This window comes from Caldovatus sediminis (assembly GCF_014644455.1).
Taxonomy (GTDB): Bacteria; Pseudomonadota; Alphaproteobacteria; order Acetobacterales; family Acetobacteraceae; genus Caldovatus; species Caldovatus sediminis.
This window is the reverse complement of sequence record NZ_BMKS01000008.1, coordinates 147,037-162,468: the sequence shown is the minus strand read 5'-3', so window position 1 is coordinate 162,468 and position 15,432 is coordinate 147,037. Positions and strand designations below refer to the sequence as shown.

The following is a 15,432-nucleotide window of genomic DNA, read 5'->3' as shown; positions in this document are numbered from 1 at the left end:
TCAGGTCGTCTCCCCCTCGCGGCGGGCGGCGCTGCCCTCGGCCATGCCGATGCGGATGGCAAGCAGCAGTTCGGCGGCGGCCCAGCCGGACGCGCCGAGGTCGCGCGCGGCGGCGAGCGCGCCGCCGATATCGAGGCTCAGCCCGCCCATCGTGGCCTCGGCGCAGGCCGTTCCTGCGGCCCATACGGCGGCGCCCTCGACGCTCGCGGGGGCGTGGGCGGCGTAGGGGCAAAGGGCGCCACAGTCGCGCCTAAGGGCCGCGCAACCGCGGCAGTATTCGGACCCGCGCCCGAAGTGCCAGGCGGCGCGGGCCCTTAGCCGTTTCCCTCGGCGGCCACCGCGGCGACCGGCGCGGTGGCGCGATCCCAGAAGGCGGCGGCGATGTCGTCGAGGTCCATCAGCCGCTCCACCGCCTCGGGCGAGAGCGGCAGCGGCTTGCCGGCGGCGTCGCCCACGCCCTCCCAGGCGGTGACGGCGTGGCGGGCCAGCGCCTTGACGAGGAAGGCGAAGGACAGGCCGCGCGCCATGTCGGGGTCGAGGTCCGGATCGGCGATGCGGATCGCGGCCAGCCGGCGCGAAGCGGCGGCCTGGGCTGCGGCCATCACGGCCGTGGTCACCGGCCGGATCTCGACGCGCACGCCGCGCGGCAGGTCGAGCCAGTACGGCTCGATGGGGAGGTCGAGGGTGAGCATGGGCGGTCTCCGGACTTGAAGTGGGCAGCCGCCATGTCAAAGTCTGACATGAAGAGGGACAGGAGGGCGGGATGCCGAATGTCAGCCTGACGCCGGAGCTCGAAGGCTTCGCCGAAGCCTGTGTCGCCTCGGGCCGTTACGGCAACGTCAGCGAAGTGATGCGCGCCGCGCTGCGGCTGCTGCAGGCGCAGGAGGAGAAGCGCGCGGCCTTCGTGCGCATGCTCGAGGCGGCGGAGCGCGAGGCCGACGAGACCGGGTGGTTCGAGGTCGAGCAGGTCGCGGAGGAGATGGACGCGATCATCGCCGAGGCGGAAGCCAGGCGGGCGCGGGAGCAGGCCCGCTGAGCCCGACCGGCAGCCTTCGGGCAACGCCCGATGGGCGGTAAGCGCCCGGCGATCCTCTCGGCGCAGGCGCGTCGTGACCTTGCCGAGGCGGCGGCGTTCATCGCCACCGACAATCCCGCCGCGGCCCGCCGCCTGCGCGAGCAGGTCGTTGCGGCTGCCGTCCGGATCGGGGCCTATCCGCGGATCGGGGTCGTCCGCCCCGCCCTGGCGCCCGAGGAGGTGCGCTTCCTGGTCGTCCCGGACTTCCCCTACGTGATCGTCTATCGGGCGACGGCGACGCCGCCGCGCATCCTGCGGGTCCTGCATGGCGCGCGCGACCTGCAGGAGCTGCTGCGTGACCTGCTCGGCGGCGCGTGATCCTCACGCATACTCGCTCGCCTGCTGCTGGTTCCTGAGCACCACGGTCATCATGCGCGTCGCGGTGGCGTTGAAGGCGGCGCGGAACGCGAAGCTCGCCTCGACGCCGGCCGGCCCCTCGACCGGGGTCTTGGCGAGGGCCAGGTAGACCTCGTGCAGGGTGATGGTCAGGCTGCGGTTGGCGTCGATCATGTATGCGAAGGCGAACTCCGCCGGCTCGTTGTCCTGTGCCTGGGTGAGCAGCGTGGTGTCCGCGAAGCGCGCGGTGATCTGGCCGGTGGCGCGCGCGATGCCGGGGTCCACACCCTCCACCTTGCGGTCGGCGCGGATGGTGCGCACCATCTCCATGCCGTTGGCGTAGGTCAGCCGCGCGCCGGTCACCTGGGCGAGCGCGGCGCCGTTGCGGCTGATCGCCCCCTGCGCCTTGTGGAAGGCGGTGTAGGCGGCGCTGGTCGGCGTGCCGCCCGCGCTCGCGGTGCCGCGCGTCGAGCCCTGCCCCATCAGTCCGAAGGTCGCGGTGGCCGGCCCGCTGGGCGAGAAGTCGATCTCCAGCGTGTCGGCGCGCACCCCGGTGCAGAGATCGTAGGAGGGCACGTCGGGGTAGCCGATCTCGATGCTGTTGGAGGGCAGCGCCGCGGCGCCCGACCCGAAGGTATGGACGAAGTTCGGGCTGGTGCCGGTGGTGGTCGGCGGCCCCAGCAGCAGGCGGAGCCAGTGGCCGATGTTGACGAGGTCCACCGGCACCACCGCCTGGCCCTGGACGGTGACGGTGTCGAGGAAGGGCGCGGCCGGATCGCGGCTGGAGCCCACGCCGATGACGTCGGCGTCGAGCAGCGGCTGCTCGGCGCCGAGGTCGCAGGAGAGGAAGGGCATGCGCCGCCAGTCGCCCGCGGGCGCGGTGCCGTAGGTCGCCTCGGGGATCATGAGCAGGCGGCAATTGGCGCCGATGGCACGGGGCATCGGGGGTCTCCGGGATCAGCGGGAGGGAGAGGCGTCAGGCCAGCGGCGAGCCGGCGACGGTGAAGAACAGCGCGACGGGGACCGAGGCGGCGCGGGCGGCCGCCGCACCCTCGAGCTCGACATCCTCGAAGCCGGGCGCGCCAGGCTGCGCCCATTCCACCGCACCGTCGAGACTGTGGTCGGCGGTGATGGCGGCGGCGAGGTCAACCAGCAGAGCGTCAAGCAGGGCATTGCGAGCCGCGGGCGTCGCTCCGCCGACGATGACCTCGACCTCGGTGCGATGCTCGATGGCCCAGGCAAGCGGCGACAGGATCGCCGTCTCCTCGACGGTCTCGCCATCGCGAATGACGACCAGCCCGCCCGGCGGCAGGCGCTGCGGCACGGTCTCGCCGCGCAGCACCAGCGGGGCGGGACTGCGGGTGGCGAGCGCTGCCGCCAGACAGCTGTGCAGCGCCGTGATCGCGGTCTCACGCATGCTCATGGTGCCTGCCTCCCGCTCTCGCGCTCCCAGGCCGCCACGAAGCGTTCCGGCAGCCGGCGCAGGCCGCGTTCGGCGGCACCCTTCACATCGAGCCGCTTGGCGAGCTTCACCTGCGGGAGCAGGAGAAACATCGGCACCATCCCCCGCGCGAGCATCTCGCGCGCCCAGGCCTCGCGCCCCTTGCGGTTGCCGGTGCCGATCTCGGCGAGACCGCCGGCGATCAGCCGGATGCGGCGGCGCCGTCCGGTCTGCTCGCCCTGACGGGACCCCATCGCGGCGTCGCCGCGATGGGAACCCGATCGTAGCGGCAGGCACCACACGAAGCCCCGCCCAGACCTGAAAGGGCGGAGGAAGCCCTGGCCGGAGGCGACCATCTGCGCCGGCGTCACACGCAGGCCCTTCTCGCCGCGGCCGCGGCGCCCGCGCGCTGCGTTGAAGCCGGTCGGGATGGCGAGGTACGTCCCGCTCCGGGCGCGGATCAGCGCCCCGCGCTCGAAGGCATCGATGACGTTCGGCACCTTGGTCCAAACCAGGCCGGCGGGGCGGAGCGACTGCCCTGAGCGGGGAAAGACCTGCGAGCGCCAGGCATTGGCGATCCCCCGCGCGTTGCCGCCGAAGCTGCTGGTCACCTGCTGGCGGAGCTCCTGCTTGACCTGCTCGGTCTCGGCGCGGATCGCCTGCATCGCCGCGCGCTCGCCGGCGCGGACCTCGGCGGCGAGCACCTGGCGCAGGTCGCCGAGGATGGTGGCAGCGAGCCTCACGGCGTGCCGCCGCCCGGCGGCAGGCTGGTGCGGTGCCGGATGATCGCCACCGCGAGGTCGTGCAGCGCCGCCTGGCCGAGGTAGCCGAACACGAAGGCGAAGAGGAACCGGCCGTACTCGTTGAACTCGAGGAAGCCCCCGAGCGCATAGCCGGCGCTGCCGACCAGGGCGGCGGAGGGCACCTCCCAGGCGAGGCACCAGCCGAAGCGGCGGCGCTCGGGGTTGTTCCAGCGCACGAAGCCCCCGGCGAGGCCGGCCGCGGCGCCGAGCAGCAGGTCGCGCAGCATCTCCAGGAGGCTGAGGGCGTTCTGCGGCATGGCGGGCGGGCTCCTATCGCTGGCAGAGGACGCGCCAGACGGTGCCGGCGGCGTCGCGCTCGGCGTGGCTGACGGTGAGCAGGTCGGGGCCGAGGGCGAAGCGGTCGCCGGCGGCGAGGTCGGGGAGCTGCGCGATGGCGACGGAGAGGATGTCGGTGGCCGAGAGGATTTCGGTGCCGAAGGCATCGGCCACGCGGTCGGGCGAAGACCGCAGGACGCGGACCGCAACTGCAGGGCCGGTGCCGCCCTGCCGGTAGACGGCCTCGGCGCCGAGGTTCGGGTCGGCGACCAGGGCGGCCATCGCGTCGGCGAAGGCGTTCACCGCTGGGCTCCGTCCGCGGCGTTGAGCCGTCGCACCGCCGCGAGGCGCCAGGCGCAATCGGCATGGGCCGCGTCGTAGGCGAGCAGCAGCTCCGCCGCCTGGCCCTGGGTCAGCCACTCCGCGGCCGGCAAGGCCGGCGCCGCGGCGCAGACCAGCAGCGCGTCAGGGAGGCGGAGCGGCAGCAGCCGGATCTCCGGCGCCGCGGCCGGCGCGCAGGCGCTCGACAGCAGCGCGCAGCACAGGGGCAGCGCCGGCGGCATGGCTCGGGTCACGGCGGAGGGCCTCCAGGTCGGCGCCGAGGCGCGCGGCACGGGCGCGGGCGCGCTCGGCCTCGCCGCTCAGTGCGGCGATGTGGCGGGCGTGCTCGGCGGTGGCCTGGGCCAGCGCCGCCGCGTTCGCCTTGGCGGTACGCGTGGCCGTCGCGGCATCGGGGCGGGCGGCGTCGCGCTGGCTGCGGAAGTGCCAGGCGGCCAGCGCCGTCATGGCGAAGGCCGCCGCCAGACCGATCGGCAGCGCATGGCGGCCCAGCAGTGCGAGCATCGCCGCGCCGGTCACGGGTACGCCTTGCGGTCGAGCTCGAAGTGCGGCCCGTCGCGGAAGGCGGTCCAGTCGCCGCCCCAGACGAGCGGCACGCCGACCTCCTTGGCCGCGGCCTTCATGGCGGCACCGAGCTGCTCGTACAGGCCCCAGTCCCAGCGGATCTCGCCCTGCTCCGGCGCGCCGTCGCCGTCGTCCAGCCAGTAGGCCAGGTCGACGGCATGGCCGGTGAGATGCCGGCTGTCCATGGTGCGCGACGCCCCGATCGCGACCAGCCGCGCCTGGCGCTCGCGCGAGCGCAGCCCCTCCGTCACGATGAAGGGCACCGCCTGCCGGGCCCGTTCGACGACGCGCACCAGGTTGCGGTGCACGCCCTCGAGGCGCGCGCGGTCGCGCGGCAGGAGCGCGGCCATTACGTCCCCGAGGCCGGGACGCGCTCCAGCATCACGCGGACCGTGGCGTCGGCGGCGAGCGCGGCGACGGTGCAGAGGCCGACCTGGACGTTGCCGGTGGCGGTGGTGGTGATGCGGCGGTTGGCATCGTCCCAGAACACCCGCGCGCCCTGGGTGATGGCCAGCGCCGGTTCCTTCGGCAGCTCGAACTCGCCGCGGGTCTCGCACTCGACGGAGGCGTTCTGGGCGGCGTCGGTGGCCGCCACCCCGAAGAAGGCGCCGACCAGCAGGCCCTGGCCGGAGAGGATGCCGCCCGCATAGGGCACCACCATCGGGATGGAGCGCGCGTCGGGGCGGAGGCAGTTGCGCATGGGCGGGTCTCCTGGAAGCGCGCAGGGCGCCGACCGGAAGTCCGGCGGCGCCCGGGCGCGAGGCGGATGGGTTGCTGGAGTCGGAGGGATCAGGTCCCCGGGTTGAACCAGGCGCCGCGCCAGTCGATGGCGCCGACGCCGAAGTCGAAGATCACGCTGACCTCGACGCCGTCCGCGCCCTGCACCGGACCGGTGGTGACCTGCGGCCCCTCGGCGCCGTTCAGGTAGCCGTAGACGTAGACCGGCGCCGCAACCGGGTCGGAGAACAGGTACCAGCGGTTGGCCGGGATCAGCGGCTCGACCACCGGCTGCACGAAGCCGGCAAAGACGTTGGCTTTGGCCGTCTCGCTCGCCTGCACGACCACGGTCGCCTGGCGGGCGGCGAGCTCGAGGTTCGGCCCGACCAGCAGCCGCATGGTCTGGCCGATCGAGATCGGCAGGCCGTCGAGCGTGCGCTGCTTCATGATGGCGGCGCGGCCGGCGCCGATGGTCGCGGTGTCGAGCGGCGTTCCGGTGCCGGCCTTGTTGGCCCGCGCGGCGCCGGTCGCGAAGACGGGCGCGCTGCCGGTGGCGAGCGTCGGGCCGTCGCCGTTGGCGCTGTTGAGCAGGTTGTAGGCGGTGGCGTTCTCGAACTCGGCCACCCGCCGCCCAATCATGCTGGCGAAGTCGGTGAAGGCGCCGAGGTCGTCGTTGACCAGCATCTGGCGCGTGACACGCACACGCCGCGCGAAGGTCTGCAGCAGCACGATCTCCTGGCTCTCGGACATGGTGCCGACCTGGATCTCGCCGTTCTCGGCGAGCGGCAGCAGGGTCGGGAAGTCGCCGATGCGGAGGTGGCGGTGCGGCTTGAAGTCCCGAAAATCGCGCCGGAGGAAGATCTGGCGGTAGGTCGGCTGCGCCGGCTGATAGGCGGCGAGCAGCATCTTGTTGGCCGCGGCCGCGAGCAGCAGCGGGAAGTCGGAGCCGGTGTGGAAGGCGCGCTCGGCGAGCAGCGTCGGGTTGCGCGGCGGGTTGCGCTCGCCGCGGCGGGCGAGCAGTTCGCGCAGCATGTCGGATGGGCGCCAGCCGAGGAACTCGGCGTGGCGGCCGTTGCCCTGCGGCTGGTAGCTGGGCATGGCGCGGGCGGCGAGCGCCTCGGCCATGGCGTCGAGGAGCTGCGCCGGATCGTCGTGGCTCGGGCCGGTCTCGGGGCGGGCGGGAATGGACGGGCGCGGGCCCTGGGCGACGAGGGCGTCGAACAGGGCGCGCCGGGCCTGGTCCCCCGTCCAGCCCTGGGCGATGGCCTCGGCGCGGATCGGCGTGATGCGCTCAGGCGGCAGTAGGGCGCGGGCGGCCTCCACCGCGGCGTCGATGCCGGCGATGCGCTCGCGCTCGGCGCGCTGGGCCTCGGCACGAACCGCGTCGAGATTGGGCGCCGGCACGGCCGGTGCGGGTGCGACGCGGGTCGGCTCGGGCGTGGTGGTCACAGTCGGCTCCTGGGGCGGGGTGGGCGGCGCGGACGGCGCCGGGGCGGCTGGGGTCTCCGGCGTCGTCTCGGGCATGGGTGGGTCCTCGTCGGGCAGGGCAGGCTCGATCGCGACGGCGGGCGCGCCCTGCGGCGCCTCACCACGCACACTGGCGTCCCGGTCCACCGGAACGGGCACGACAGAGATCTCGAAGGGCTCCCAATCCACCGCGCGGTGGACGGTCTCGCCGGTCGCGGCGTCGGGCCGCGGCTCGTAGCGGTGCACGCGATAGCCGACGCTCACCGCCCGCAGCGTGCCGTCGGCGATACGCTGCCAGACCGGCTCGACGTCCGCGGCCGTGCTGAACTGCAGGGTGGCATAGCCGCGTCCGCGCTCGAGGCGGGCGGCGGTGACGCGGCCGAGCACGTCGCGTGCGCCGCTGCGGCGGTGGGTGTCGAGCACCGGGGCGCGGCCGGAGCGCAGCGCGTCCATGCGCACCGCGTTCGGCGACATCTCCAGCTCCTCGGTGATCAGGCCGAGGGCCGGGACGAAGTTGCGGGCGCGGGCGCCGGTGGACCACACCACCTCGACGGTGCGCGCGGCACGATCGACGGTGGCAGGCGCGGTGATGGCACGCTGCGCGACGAGCGGAAGGTCCGCTGCGGTGGGCGCAGCAGCAGGCTCCGGCGCGGCATCGCTGCCGCCTGGCTCAGTGGTGTCGATCATGTGGATATCCCTGGGGAAAAGGCCGGGATGATCTGTGGATAGGGCGCGCTCAGCCCTGGCCCGACGCAGGTTCGGTCGGCACGCGCGGTGGCGCAGCCGCGCCGGTGGCGGCGATCTCGACCGCGGCCATCTGGGCGGCGTCCTGCGCCGCGCCGGACTTCGCGACCCGGCGCGGGTCGGTGTCGAGCGCGAGGCCGGCCTCGTCGAGCAGCGCGTTGGCCTCGCGGATCATCTCCACCGCGGCCCGGAAGTCGTAGCCGAAGGCGCCGGCCGCCTCGGGCTGCGGCACGAAGCCGGCCCTGACCTGGGCGATCAGGGCAGTGGTGTCCTTGAGCGGGTCGATCATCTCGTGCGCCGGCGGGACGTGGCTGACGCCGTCCGGCATCTCCGCGCCCCAGAGCCCGAGCAGCGCGCCCTGCCGGTGGAAGCGCTCGGCGATCGAGCGCACCAGCATCGGGATCAGCATGCCGTACTGCACCTGCTCGCAGAGCCGGCGGAATTCGATCTTGCCGGCACGCAGAGAGGAGTAGTTCGCCTGCGTCAGGTCACCGGAGACCTGATCGTAGGTCAGGCCGGCGCCCACCGCCGCCGCCTCCAACGCCCTGCGGGCGAAGGCCGCGTGCGACCCGCCCCCCGAGGGGTTCACCACTTCCACCGATCCCATGCCGCGGCGGTAGAGGATCATGCCGGGCTCGAAGCTCTCGACCGCGCGGCCCTGGGCGTCGCGCAGCAGCCCGGCGGCGGCGCCGGTCAGCGCCTCCTCGCCCTCCTCGGTGACCACTGCGGCGAGGCAGGCCTCGATCTTGGCCTTCATCAGCAGGGCGGCCTCGTAGTCGCCGAGGTCGCGCAGCCGGGTCAGCACCGGCGCCAGCCAGGAGACGTCGCGCAGCTGGCCGGGGCGGCGCTTGCGGTAGACGTGCAGCACGTCGCCCGCCGGGATGCGCACGCTCGCCATGCCGGCGCCGGGCAGCATCCAGGCGCCCGGATGGGTCGGGAACAGCCAGTAGCCGATCGGCTCGCCCGCCTCGCCAAGGGCGATCCCCTGGATGGTCGGCGCGCCCTCCACCATGCCGTTGCGGGCGGTGTCGAGGTGGTCCGCCTCCAGCACCTGCAGGCGCAGGCCGATGGGATTGGCCGACGACGGCGGCGCCGGCAGGAAGCGGACGAAGCATTCCCCGCTCTCGACCACCGCCCGCATGGCCAGCGCCTGCAGGCCGTAGAGGTCGAGCCGCCCCTCGGCGTCGCAGGCGGCGCTCTCCGCCCAGCGCTGCCAGGCGCGGCCATGCGCGTCATCCGGCCAGCGGGTGGTGATGCCGGCGCCGACCGCGTTGCCAGTCCAGAGATCGACGATGCGGCTGGCGTAGGGGTCGTTGCGGACCGCGTCGCGGGCCCGACGCGCCACCGTGGCGGCGGCCATGCCGACCTCGGCATTGGCGCTGCCGCCGGAGGGCGCCCAGGTCGAGGCACGGTGGTCCTGCGCGGCGGCATAGCCGCGGAAGGCCCGCCAGGCTCGGATCATCCGCTCGATCACGCGCCACCCCCGCGCGCGAAGCTGGCGAGCGTGACCGAGGGCCGCCGCGCGGCGCTGTTCTCCGCCCCATGCAGCGCCGCGAGCGCCCGCCCGAGTTCGTCGAGGCTGCGGTACTCGACCGTGCGCCCGTCGAAGGTGACGCGCGTCGTGCCGCCGGTGTAGGCGGCCGCGAGGGTGGCCGCACGGCTGCCCGCCGGCTGCGCCAGCGCCCAGGCCAGGACGGCGGGATCCATCACGCGGCCCGGAGCGTCGGCAGCGGCGCCGCCGCGTTGACCAGATAGGACAGCCCGCTCGGCGGGTTCGGCATGATCGGCACGCCGGCCTGGTGCGTCAGCGGCGCGAAGAACCCGTTCTCGCTCCCCGTCGTGCCGCCGCCGGCGCCGCCGTCCGCCGCGGCGGAGCCGAGCAGCAGGGTGTTCCCTCCGCTGAAGGCCTGGGTGCTGGTGCCGCGCACCGAGGGCGCGCCCGAGAAGCACAGCAGCAGCCACCAGATCCCGGCCGGGATCCAGCGCGGCTGCGCGAAGGGGCAGAGCGCGCTGCCGGCGGAGGTGGTGTCGGCGTCCGCCAGCGGCTCCTCGATCAGCGCGCCCGGCCGCCCGGCACCATTGTCCGCCGCGAGCGCCATACGCAGGAGTCCGGCCGCGCCCGTCGTCACACTGACAGCCGTGGCCGAGAACAGCCCGGGCCGCGCCAGCACGTAGGGCACGCAGTACAGCCGGTTCGCCGTCATCGCGACCGCCCCGCCCACCGCGCGCGCGTGCTGCGAGGCGTAGAACCGGCCCGAGACGTAGGGCAGCATCGCCGGGCTGGGCGGCAGGTGGTGCTGGAACAGCGCGGTCATGCGAGCGGCCGGATGCCGAGGGTGAGAAGGCGCTCCGCCACCTGGTTCACCGGCGCAGCGGCGAGGCCGGAGCGCAGCCGCAACCAGCGCCAGCCGAGCAGCAGGGTGGGCGGCAGGGTGAGCGCGCGGCCGGCGGCGACGGTCAGCACCACCTCGTTGCCGAGGTGGTCGTGGAGGTCCGCCCAGGCGGCGGGCTCGCCCTCGTCCATCGCGCCCTGCAGGGTCAGCGGGGCGTCGGTCCAGGCGGCGGGGAGCAGCAGCAGGCAGACGCCGTAGCCGACGCTGGCGACAGGGCCGCTCAGCGCCTGGCCGGCGGCGATGCTGGTGCGCACGGGCACGATCGCGGTCATGTCTAGCTCCAGGATCAGCGCAGCCAGCGATTGCCGTGCGATGGCAGCCAGCCGCGGGGTCGGGTGGCGACAGGCGCCGGCGCATCCGGCGTCGTGGGTGGCGTCGGCTCCGCCGCCGGCAGCGACAGCGCGTCCGCCAGCCGCGCCCAGCGGCCCTCGCCCCAGCCGTCCATGCCGAGCGCCGCCGCGGCGGCGCGGGCGTAGACCCGGCAGTCCAGGGCTTCGTTGCGCTCCCTGGTCTTGACCCACTCGAGGCGGCGGAAGCCGTTGCGGCCGGCGCGCGCCACCAGCTGCTCGGCCGTGAGCTGGCGGCAGAACTCCTCGCCCGCGGCGTGCACCGGCAGATGCACGTAGCCCGGCGGGAACGGCTCGCCGCTCTCCTCCGTCGGCCGGTCGAGCTTCAGCCAGCCATAGGTCTCCGCCTTGAGGAAGGACGAGCCGACCGGCCAGACCTTGAGCCCGCCGAGCTTGCGCCCCTGCCGCCGCACCTCCGTCGCCGCCGGCTGGCCGACCGCGGCGCGCAGCCCGTCCTGGCCCTTGACCGCGATGGCCCGGCCCGACCCGGCGCGGCGCACGAAGGCGTAGACCTCCGCGGTGGTCATGCCGTCGCCGCTGTCGATCGCCGCCATGGCAATGGGGAGGCGGTGCCCGCTGGCATGCCGCCAGGTCTCGCCCAGCAGCTGCCGCAACTCGTCCCAGACCGCCGCCTCGAACGGGTTCCCCGCCAGCACCCGGTGCTCCACCAGCCAGGACTGCCGGTCCTGCCCCCAGGCCCAGATGCTGGCCTCGAGCCGGTCGCGCTGCACGTCCACGCCGGCGGTCAGCAGCAGCCCGTCGGCGGGGACGCTCCCCACCGGCCAGTGCTCCCGGCGGTCGTAGAGCCGCCGCCAGTCCGGCGCCTCGCCGGCCTCCTGCCAGGTCTCCCCGAGCACGGTGTTGCGGAAGGTCTTGATCGCGCGGTCGTCGCCCTGCGCGGCGAGCCAGAGCCGGGCGATCTCCGACCACGGCATCCAGCCCGGCGGCGAGTAGAGCGCCGAGATGTGGAAGCCGATCGCGTGCGGGTCCGTCGCCGTGGCGGTGGCCCGCCACTCGCCGGCCGCCAGCATCGTCGCCTTGTGCTGCTCACCGATCGGGGCGTCGCAGGCCTCGCAGAGATAGCGCGCAGTGTCGGGCGCCCCCTCGTTCCAGACCAGCCGCTCGAAGCGCAGCCACTGCATCGCCCCGCAGTGCGGGCAGGGCACGAAGTAGCGGCGCTGGTCGGTGGCCAGGTACTCGCGCTCGATGCGCGACAGGCCGGCAATGGTGGGCGTCGAGACCAGCAGCATCTTGCGCCGCCAGCCGAAGGTGCGCGCCCGCGCCTCGGCCAGCGCGATCGGATCCCCTTCGCCCTCGACGTCGCCGGGATAGGCGTCGATCTCGTCGAGGAACAGGAACCGCGCCGACATGGAGCGGAGGCCGACCGCGCTGTTGGCGCCGGTCATCACCAGCTGCCCCCCGGGGAACTCCTTCGAGAGCTGGCGATTGCCGGAATCGCGCGAGCGGGCCGGCGCCACCCGCTCGCGGATCGCCGGCGTCTCCTCGACCAGCGGGTCGATGCGCTGGTCCGAGAAGCGCTTCGCCAGCTCCGTGGTGGGCTGCACCGCCAGCATCGGCCCCGGCGCGTGGTGGATGACGTAGCCGATCCAGTTGTTGCCGCACTCGGTGTTGTGCGTCGGGATCCAGCCTTCGCCGCAAAGATAAAGGTGGCTGGGCGAGTCCACCTCGATGCACCGGACGGGCACACTCTCGACCGGCTCGATGCTGACGATGCGGCGCCGTCGGCTCTTGAGCGGCCGGCCGCGCTCCACCGAACGCATCCGCGCGACCTTGCGAGACAACCGAAACATCGGCTCCTCGCGGTAGGCGGTCCAGGATACGCGCGAATAGCCGAGGCACGCGCGATCGGTGCCGTTGATGACCTTCTGCCTCGAGGCTACCCGGTAGATCGTCGGCTTGTAGCCGAGGCTGCGCAGCAGCTCGACCATGCCCTCGATCAGGCCGGGGTCGGTGTTGCTGAACTCGCAGCGCTTGCCGTCCGGCGAGATGGTGCCGTCCGAGTCCATCAGGCCGCGGATCAGCTCGAGCCGCTGCGCGCGGCTGGCTCGCAGGTAAGCCGCCGGGACATGCTTGTTCTCCAGCACGTCGAGCATGCGCAGCCGCATCGTGAAGCGCGAGCGGTGCTGGATGCGGGCGGGCGTGACGCCGTCGTCCACGAGCCGGAAGGTCGGATCGATGACGATGTTGCCGCAGCGCCCCTTGCGCCACGCCGGCAGCCGGAAAATGGCATCGACCCCGCAGGCGCGCAGATGGTCGGCGACCTCCGCGTCCTCCTCGTGGACGCTGATGTGGTTCATCGTCGCCGAACCGTCGCCGAGCCACACGCCGAGGACGTAGGGATGGATCAGCAGGTCCTGGTCCGGCAGCTCGACGGGCTGACAGCAATCGACCGCGTAGCGCCGCCGCTTGCCCCCGCCGAGCTGCGTCCGCCCGACCATGTCGCGCGTGTGGAGGGTGCGCCGGACGGGACGTTCGGCGTCCGTGAAGTCCCAGACGGGCCAGCGATGGTCACCATCGCAGACGATGCGCGTGCCGTCGTCGAAGGTGACGCCGTAGCAGTCGCGGCCGATCATGATCGGCGACACGCCGGTGACCCGGCACGGGCGTCCGGCTTCGTCGAACAGGGTGTCGCCGACCACGAGCGCGCCCATCGTGGCCCAGCCCTCGGCCGTGGGGATGGCCGTGTCCAGCGCGAGCGGCCCGCCGACCTGGGCCCCCTTCATGAACACCACCCGCCGCGCCGGATGCGCCGGCGACAGCGCGTCCATGATCTCGCGCAGATAGGGCGTGCGCGCGGTGCGCCACGGCCCGGGCTCGGCGGAGCCGCGGCTGCCGAGCACGCGGTGCCGGTCGGCCCACTCCGAGACCAGCAGCGCCGGCTCCGGCGCCATGCCGTCGCGCCAGGCCTGCAGGATCTCGGCGTCACCCTCGAAGCGGCCGAGCTCCTCCAAGAGATGCTCGCCCGCCATCACGACACCTGCACCCGGACATCGTGCCGCGCGGCGAGATGCGCGCGCAGCCGCTGGTCCATCATGGTCTGCAGCCGGTGGGCGTCGACGCCGAGCTCGGCGGCCATCTCGGCGGCGACGCGGGCCGGCCAGGCCAGGATGGCGTCGCGCTCCTCCTTGGCGAGGCGGTGCACCAGCAGCAGGGCGCGGGCCTTGTCGACCAGCCTGCCTCTGCGTTCGTCGAGCCGGAGCCGCCGCTCCTGCGCCTTGAGCACCTCGTTCGCGGTGCGGGCGTCGTGGAAGGTGTTTTGGGCAGCGCGCGGCAGAGGATCGGGCGCGGGCGGCGGGGCCACCACAGGCTGGTGCGGCGACACCATCGGACGCGGTGCTGCCGGAGCCGTTGGCGGCGCGGCCATAGCGGCGGTCTTGCGCGCCGGGTCGCTGCTCTCGGCCAGCCGGGTGCGGACCTTCTCGACGTCCCAGGCGCCGTCCGGTTCGGGCGCGATGCGGCCGGCGCGCTGCGCCTTCTGCAGCGCCGTGTGGGAGACGCCGAGCCGCCGCGCCAGCTCGCGCTGCGAGGCCACGCGGCCCGGCTGCGCGGCGGCGATCATGATGTGATCGAGATCCCTCGAAGAAAGCAATCAACGAAGCGCCGATGGCGCTTGGCTCAGCCCCCGCCGCAGCGCGAATGCTCCGTCACGCGCAGGGGATCGCCCTGCACCGGAGGACGGAGACCACGATGACCGACCGCGCAGCCCGCGCTGCCCGCAACCAGGAGAGGAGCCTCGCGGCCTTCCTGGCGAAGAAGGCGGAGTTCGACGCCCTGCTCGCCGAACTGCAGCAGGCCAGCGCGGACCACTTCGGGGCCGACCCGGAGGCGGTGCTCTGGGGCGAGACCGCCTGGCTCACGGATGCCACCGCGAAGCTGAAGGAGATCGCGGACCAGCACTTCCGGCGGGGCGAGTACGCCCCCTGACGCGAGGCGGCTCCCGCACCGCCCCGACCGGCGCGCGCCGGCGGGGCTCGGGGTGGTAGCACCCGGCTGGTCGGGTGCCGAACCGGAGACCCCGACGATGAAGCTGACCGACACCCAGCGCATCATCCTCAGCCAGGCGAGCCAGCGCCCCGATGGCCTGGCCTACCCGCCCGAGCGGCTGCCGGCCGCGGCGCGGCAGGCGGTCGCCAAGGCGCTGCTGAAGCACGACCTGGTCATCGCGGTGCACCGCCCCGCCCACGATGCGGTCGCCCTCTGGACAGTGGACGGCGACAGCGTCCTGCTCAAGATCGCTGACGAGGGGCTGCGCGCCATCGGCGTCGAGCCGGCCACGCCGGCAGAGGAGGACGAGCAGAGCGAGGCCGCGATCCTGCGCCGCAACGCCGAGCGCCGCGCCACCGCCGAGGCTGCCGCGCCGGTGGCGGACAGGGCGCCGCTCGGTGGGGAGGACACCGCGCCGGAGGATGCTCCCGCGGAGGACGCCGAGACGGCCCAGACCGCGTCCCTGGCGGAAGACCTGGCCCTCCCGGACGAGGCGCTGACCACGCCGCCGGCGCGCCGCATCAGCCTGCGCGACGCCGCGCAGCGGGTGCTGGATGCCTGGGACGATGAGGCCAGCCAGCGCGACCACCTGGCCGACGCCATCGAGGCGCTGCGCGGGATCCTGGTCAGGCCGGGCCGCGAGGCCCGCGATCCGGCCGCACCGCGCAAGCCGCGCGAGGGCACCAAGCAGGCGCAGGTGCTGGCGATGCTCCGCCGCCCGGAGGGCGCCACCGTTGCCCAGATCGCCGAGGCCACCGGCTGGGCGCCGCACACGGTGCGCGGCTTCTTCGCCGGGCTGAAGAAGCGCCAGGGGATCGCGGTCGAGGTGCTGGAGCGGGTCCGCCAGGTCGGCCCGAACAAGGAGGGCGCGAAGGGCTCCTTCACGATCTACCACCTGCCGGGCTGACGCGCGCCAGATACTCGG

Annotated in this window: 22 protein-coding genes; 4 read left to right on the top strand and 18 right to left on the bottom strand. The window is 74.1% G+C overall.

Annotated features, from left to right (window positions below; translation table 11 throughout):
• Together IEX99_RS14275 and IEX99_RS14270 are read right to left on the bottom strand one after the other, a co-directional pair.
• Nucleotides 1-150, bottom strand: a complete 150-nt coding sequence (locus tag IEX99_RS14275) for a hypothetical protein (RefSeq protein WP_188901392.1) — start codon at nt 148-150, stop codon at nt 1-3.
• A gap of 164 nt (nt 151-314) precedes the next feature.
• Entirely contained in the window at nt 315-692 is a 378-nt protein-coding gene (locus tag IEX99_RS14270; protein ID WP_141854903.1) for a hypothetical protein, read from the bottom strand.
• A gap of 71 nt (nt 693-763) precedes the next feature.
• On the opposite strand from IEX99_RS14270, the gene IEX99_RS14265 reads away from it, so the two are divergent.
• Both IEX99_RS14265 and IEX99_RS14260 read left to right on the top strand, forming a co-directional pair.
• Nucleotides 764-1,036: a type II toxin-antitoxin system ParD family antitoxin gene (locus IEX99_RS14265; protein ID WP_135470735.1), complete on the top strand. Its 273-nt coding sequence runs from the start codon at nt 764-766 to the stop codon at nt 1,034-1,036.
• Nucleotides 1,037-1,066: 30 nt separating this feature from the next.
• Complete coding sequence (locus IEX99_RS14260) at nt 1,067-1,393, top strand: type II toxin-antitoxin system RelE/ParE family toxin (protein ID WP_141854901.1); 327 nt, start codon at nt 1,067-1,069, stop codon at nt 1,391-1,393.
• A gap of 3 nt (nt 1,394-1,396) precedes the next feature.
• Here IEX99_RS14260 and IEX99_RS14255 read toward each other — a convergent pair whose 3' ends face one another.
• The 16 genes from IEX99_RS14255 to IEX99_RS14185 form a co-directional block, all read right to left on the bottom strand.
• A complete protein-coding gene (locus IEX99_RS14255; protein ID WP_188901390.1) occupies nt 1,397-2,353 on the bottom strand; it encodes a phage tail tube protein in 957 nt (318 codons plus the stop codon).
• A 34-nt stretch (nt 2,354-2,387) separates the two neighbouring features.
• The gene (locus IEX99_RS14250; RefSeq protein WP_229678037.1) at nt 2,388-2,828 is read right to left on the bottom strand and encodes a hypothetical protein; all 441 of its coding nucleotides are present in this window, start codon (nt 2,826-2,828) and stop codon (nt 2,388-2,390) included.
• A 2-nt stretch (nt 2,829-2,830) separates the two neighbouring features.
• A complete protein-coding gene (locus tag IEX99_RS14245) occupies nt 2,831-3,595 on the bottom strand; it encodes a DUF6441 family protein (protein WP_188901385.1) in 765 nt (254 codons plus the stop codon).
• On the bottom strand, nt 3,592-3,912 hold the full coding sequence (locus tag IEX99_RS14240; protein WP_188901383.1) for a phage holin family protein: 321 nt from the start codon (nt 3,910-3,912) through the stop codon (nt 3,592-3,594). The genes IEX99_RS14245 and IEX99_RS14240 overlap by 4 nt, the downstream gene beginning before the upstream one ends.
• A 13-nt stretch (nt 3,913-3,925) precedes the next feature.
• Nucleotides 3,926-4,234 carry a head-tail joining protein gene (locus IEX99_RS14235; RefSeq protein WP_188901382.1) on the bottom strand — a complete coding sequence of 103 codons (309 nt, stop codon included), beginning with the start codon at nt 4,232-4,234 and terminating at the stop codon, nt 3,926-3,928.
• Nucleotides 4,231-4,365, bottom strand: a complete 135-nt coding sequence (locus tag IEX99_RS22700) for a hypothetical protein (protein ID WP_268237492.1) — start codon at nt 4,363-4,365, stop codon at nt 4,231-4,233. The genes IEX99_RS14235 and IEX99_RS22700 overlap by 4 nt, the downstream gene beginning before the upstream one ends.
• Nucleotides 4,366-4,396: 31 nt before the next feature.
• Complete coding sequence (locus IEX99_RS14230) at nt 4,397-4,789, bottom strand: hypothetical protein (protein ID WP_188901379.1); 393 nt, start codon at nt 4,787-4,789, stop codon at nt 4,397-4,399.
• Nucleotides 4,786-5,184, bottom strand: a complete 399-nt coding sequence (locus tag IEX99_RS14225) for a M15 family metallopeptidase (protein WP_188901377.1) — start codon at nt 5,182-5,184, stop codon at nt 4,786-4,788. The genes IEX99_RS14230 and IEX99_RS14225 overlap by 4 nt, the downstream gene beginning before the upstream one ends.
• On the bottom strand, nt 5,184-5,534 hold the full coding sequence (locus IEX99_RS14220) for a DUF2190 family protein (protein WP_188901375.1): 351 nt from the start codon (nt 5,532-5,534) through the stop codon (nt 5,184-5,186). The genes IEX99_RS14225 and IEX99_RS14220 overlap by 1 nt, the downstream gene beginning before the upstream one ends.
• Before the next feature lie 89 nt (nt 5,535-5,623).
• Entirely contained in the window at nt 5,624-7,705 is a 2,082-nt protein-coding gene (locus tag IEX99_RS14215) for a prohead protease/major capsid protein fusion protein (RefSeq protein WP_188901373.1), read from the bottom strand.
• 49 nt (nt 7,706-7,754) lie between these two features.
• Nucleotides 7,755-9,224, bottom strand: coding sequence for a phage portal protein (locus IEX99_RS14210; protein ID WP_229678036.1), 1,470 nt, complete (start codon nt 9,222-9,224; stop codon nt 7,755-7,757).
• 8 nt (nt 9,225-9,232) lie between these two features.
• Nucleotides 9,233-9,469 (bottom strand): phage head-tail joining protein, encoded by a 237-nt coding sequence (locus tag IEX99_RS14205; RefSeq protein ID WP_188901371.1) that lies wholly within the window; start codon nt 9,467-9,469, stop codon nt 9,233-9,235.
• Nucleotides 9,469-10,077 (bottom strand): hypothetical protein, encoded by a 609-nt coding sequence (locus IEX99_RS14200; protein WP_188901369.1) that lies wholly within the window; start codon nt 10,075-10,077, stop codon nt 9,469-9,471. The genes IEX99_RS14205 and IEX99_RS14200 overlap by 1 nt, the downstream gene beginning before the upstream one ends.
• Nucleotides 10,074-10,427 carry a hypothetical protein gene (locus tag IEX99_RS14195; protein WP_188901366.1) on the bottom strand — a complete coding sequence of 118 codons (354 nt, stop codon included), beginning with the start codon at nt 10,425-10,427 and terminating at the stop codon, nt 10,074-10,076. The genes IEX99_RS14200 and IEX99_RS14195 overlap by 4 nt, the downstream gene beginning before the upstream one ends.
• 14 nt (nt 10,428-10,441) lie before the next feature.
• Complete coding sequence (locus IEX99_RS14190; RefSeq protein WP_373285201.1) at nt 10,442-13,492, bottom strand: terminase gpA endonuclease subunit; 3,051 nt, start codon at nt 13,490-13,492, stop codon at nt 10,442-10,444.
• Nucleotides 13,492-14,082 (bottom strand): elements of external origin, encoded by a 591-nt coding sequence (locus tag IEX99_RS14185; protein WP_188901364.1) that lies wholly within the window; start codon nt 14,080-14,082, stop codon nt 13,492-13,494. The genes IEX99_RS14190 and IEX99_RS14185 overlap by 1 nt, the downstream gene beginning before the upstream one ends.
• Nucleotides 14,083-14,210: 128 nt before the next feature.
• Here IEX99_RS14185 and IEX99_RS14180 point away from each other — a divergent pair, with 128 nt between their 5' ends.
• Nucleotides 14,211-14,447, top strand: coding sequence for a hypothetical protein (locus IEX99_RS14180; protein WP_188901363.1), 237 nt, complete (start codon nt 14,211-14,213; stop codon nt 14,445-14,447).
• A gap of 97 nt (nt 14,448-14,544) precedes the next feature.
• On the top strand, nt 14,545-15,414 hold the full coding sequence (locus IEX99_RS14175; protein WP_188901361.1) for a DUF3489 domain-containing protein: 870 nt from the start codon (nt 14,545-14,547) through the stop codon (nt 15,412-15,414).
• Nucleotides 15,415-15,432: the final 18 nt, after the last annotated feature.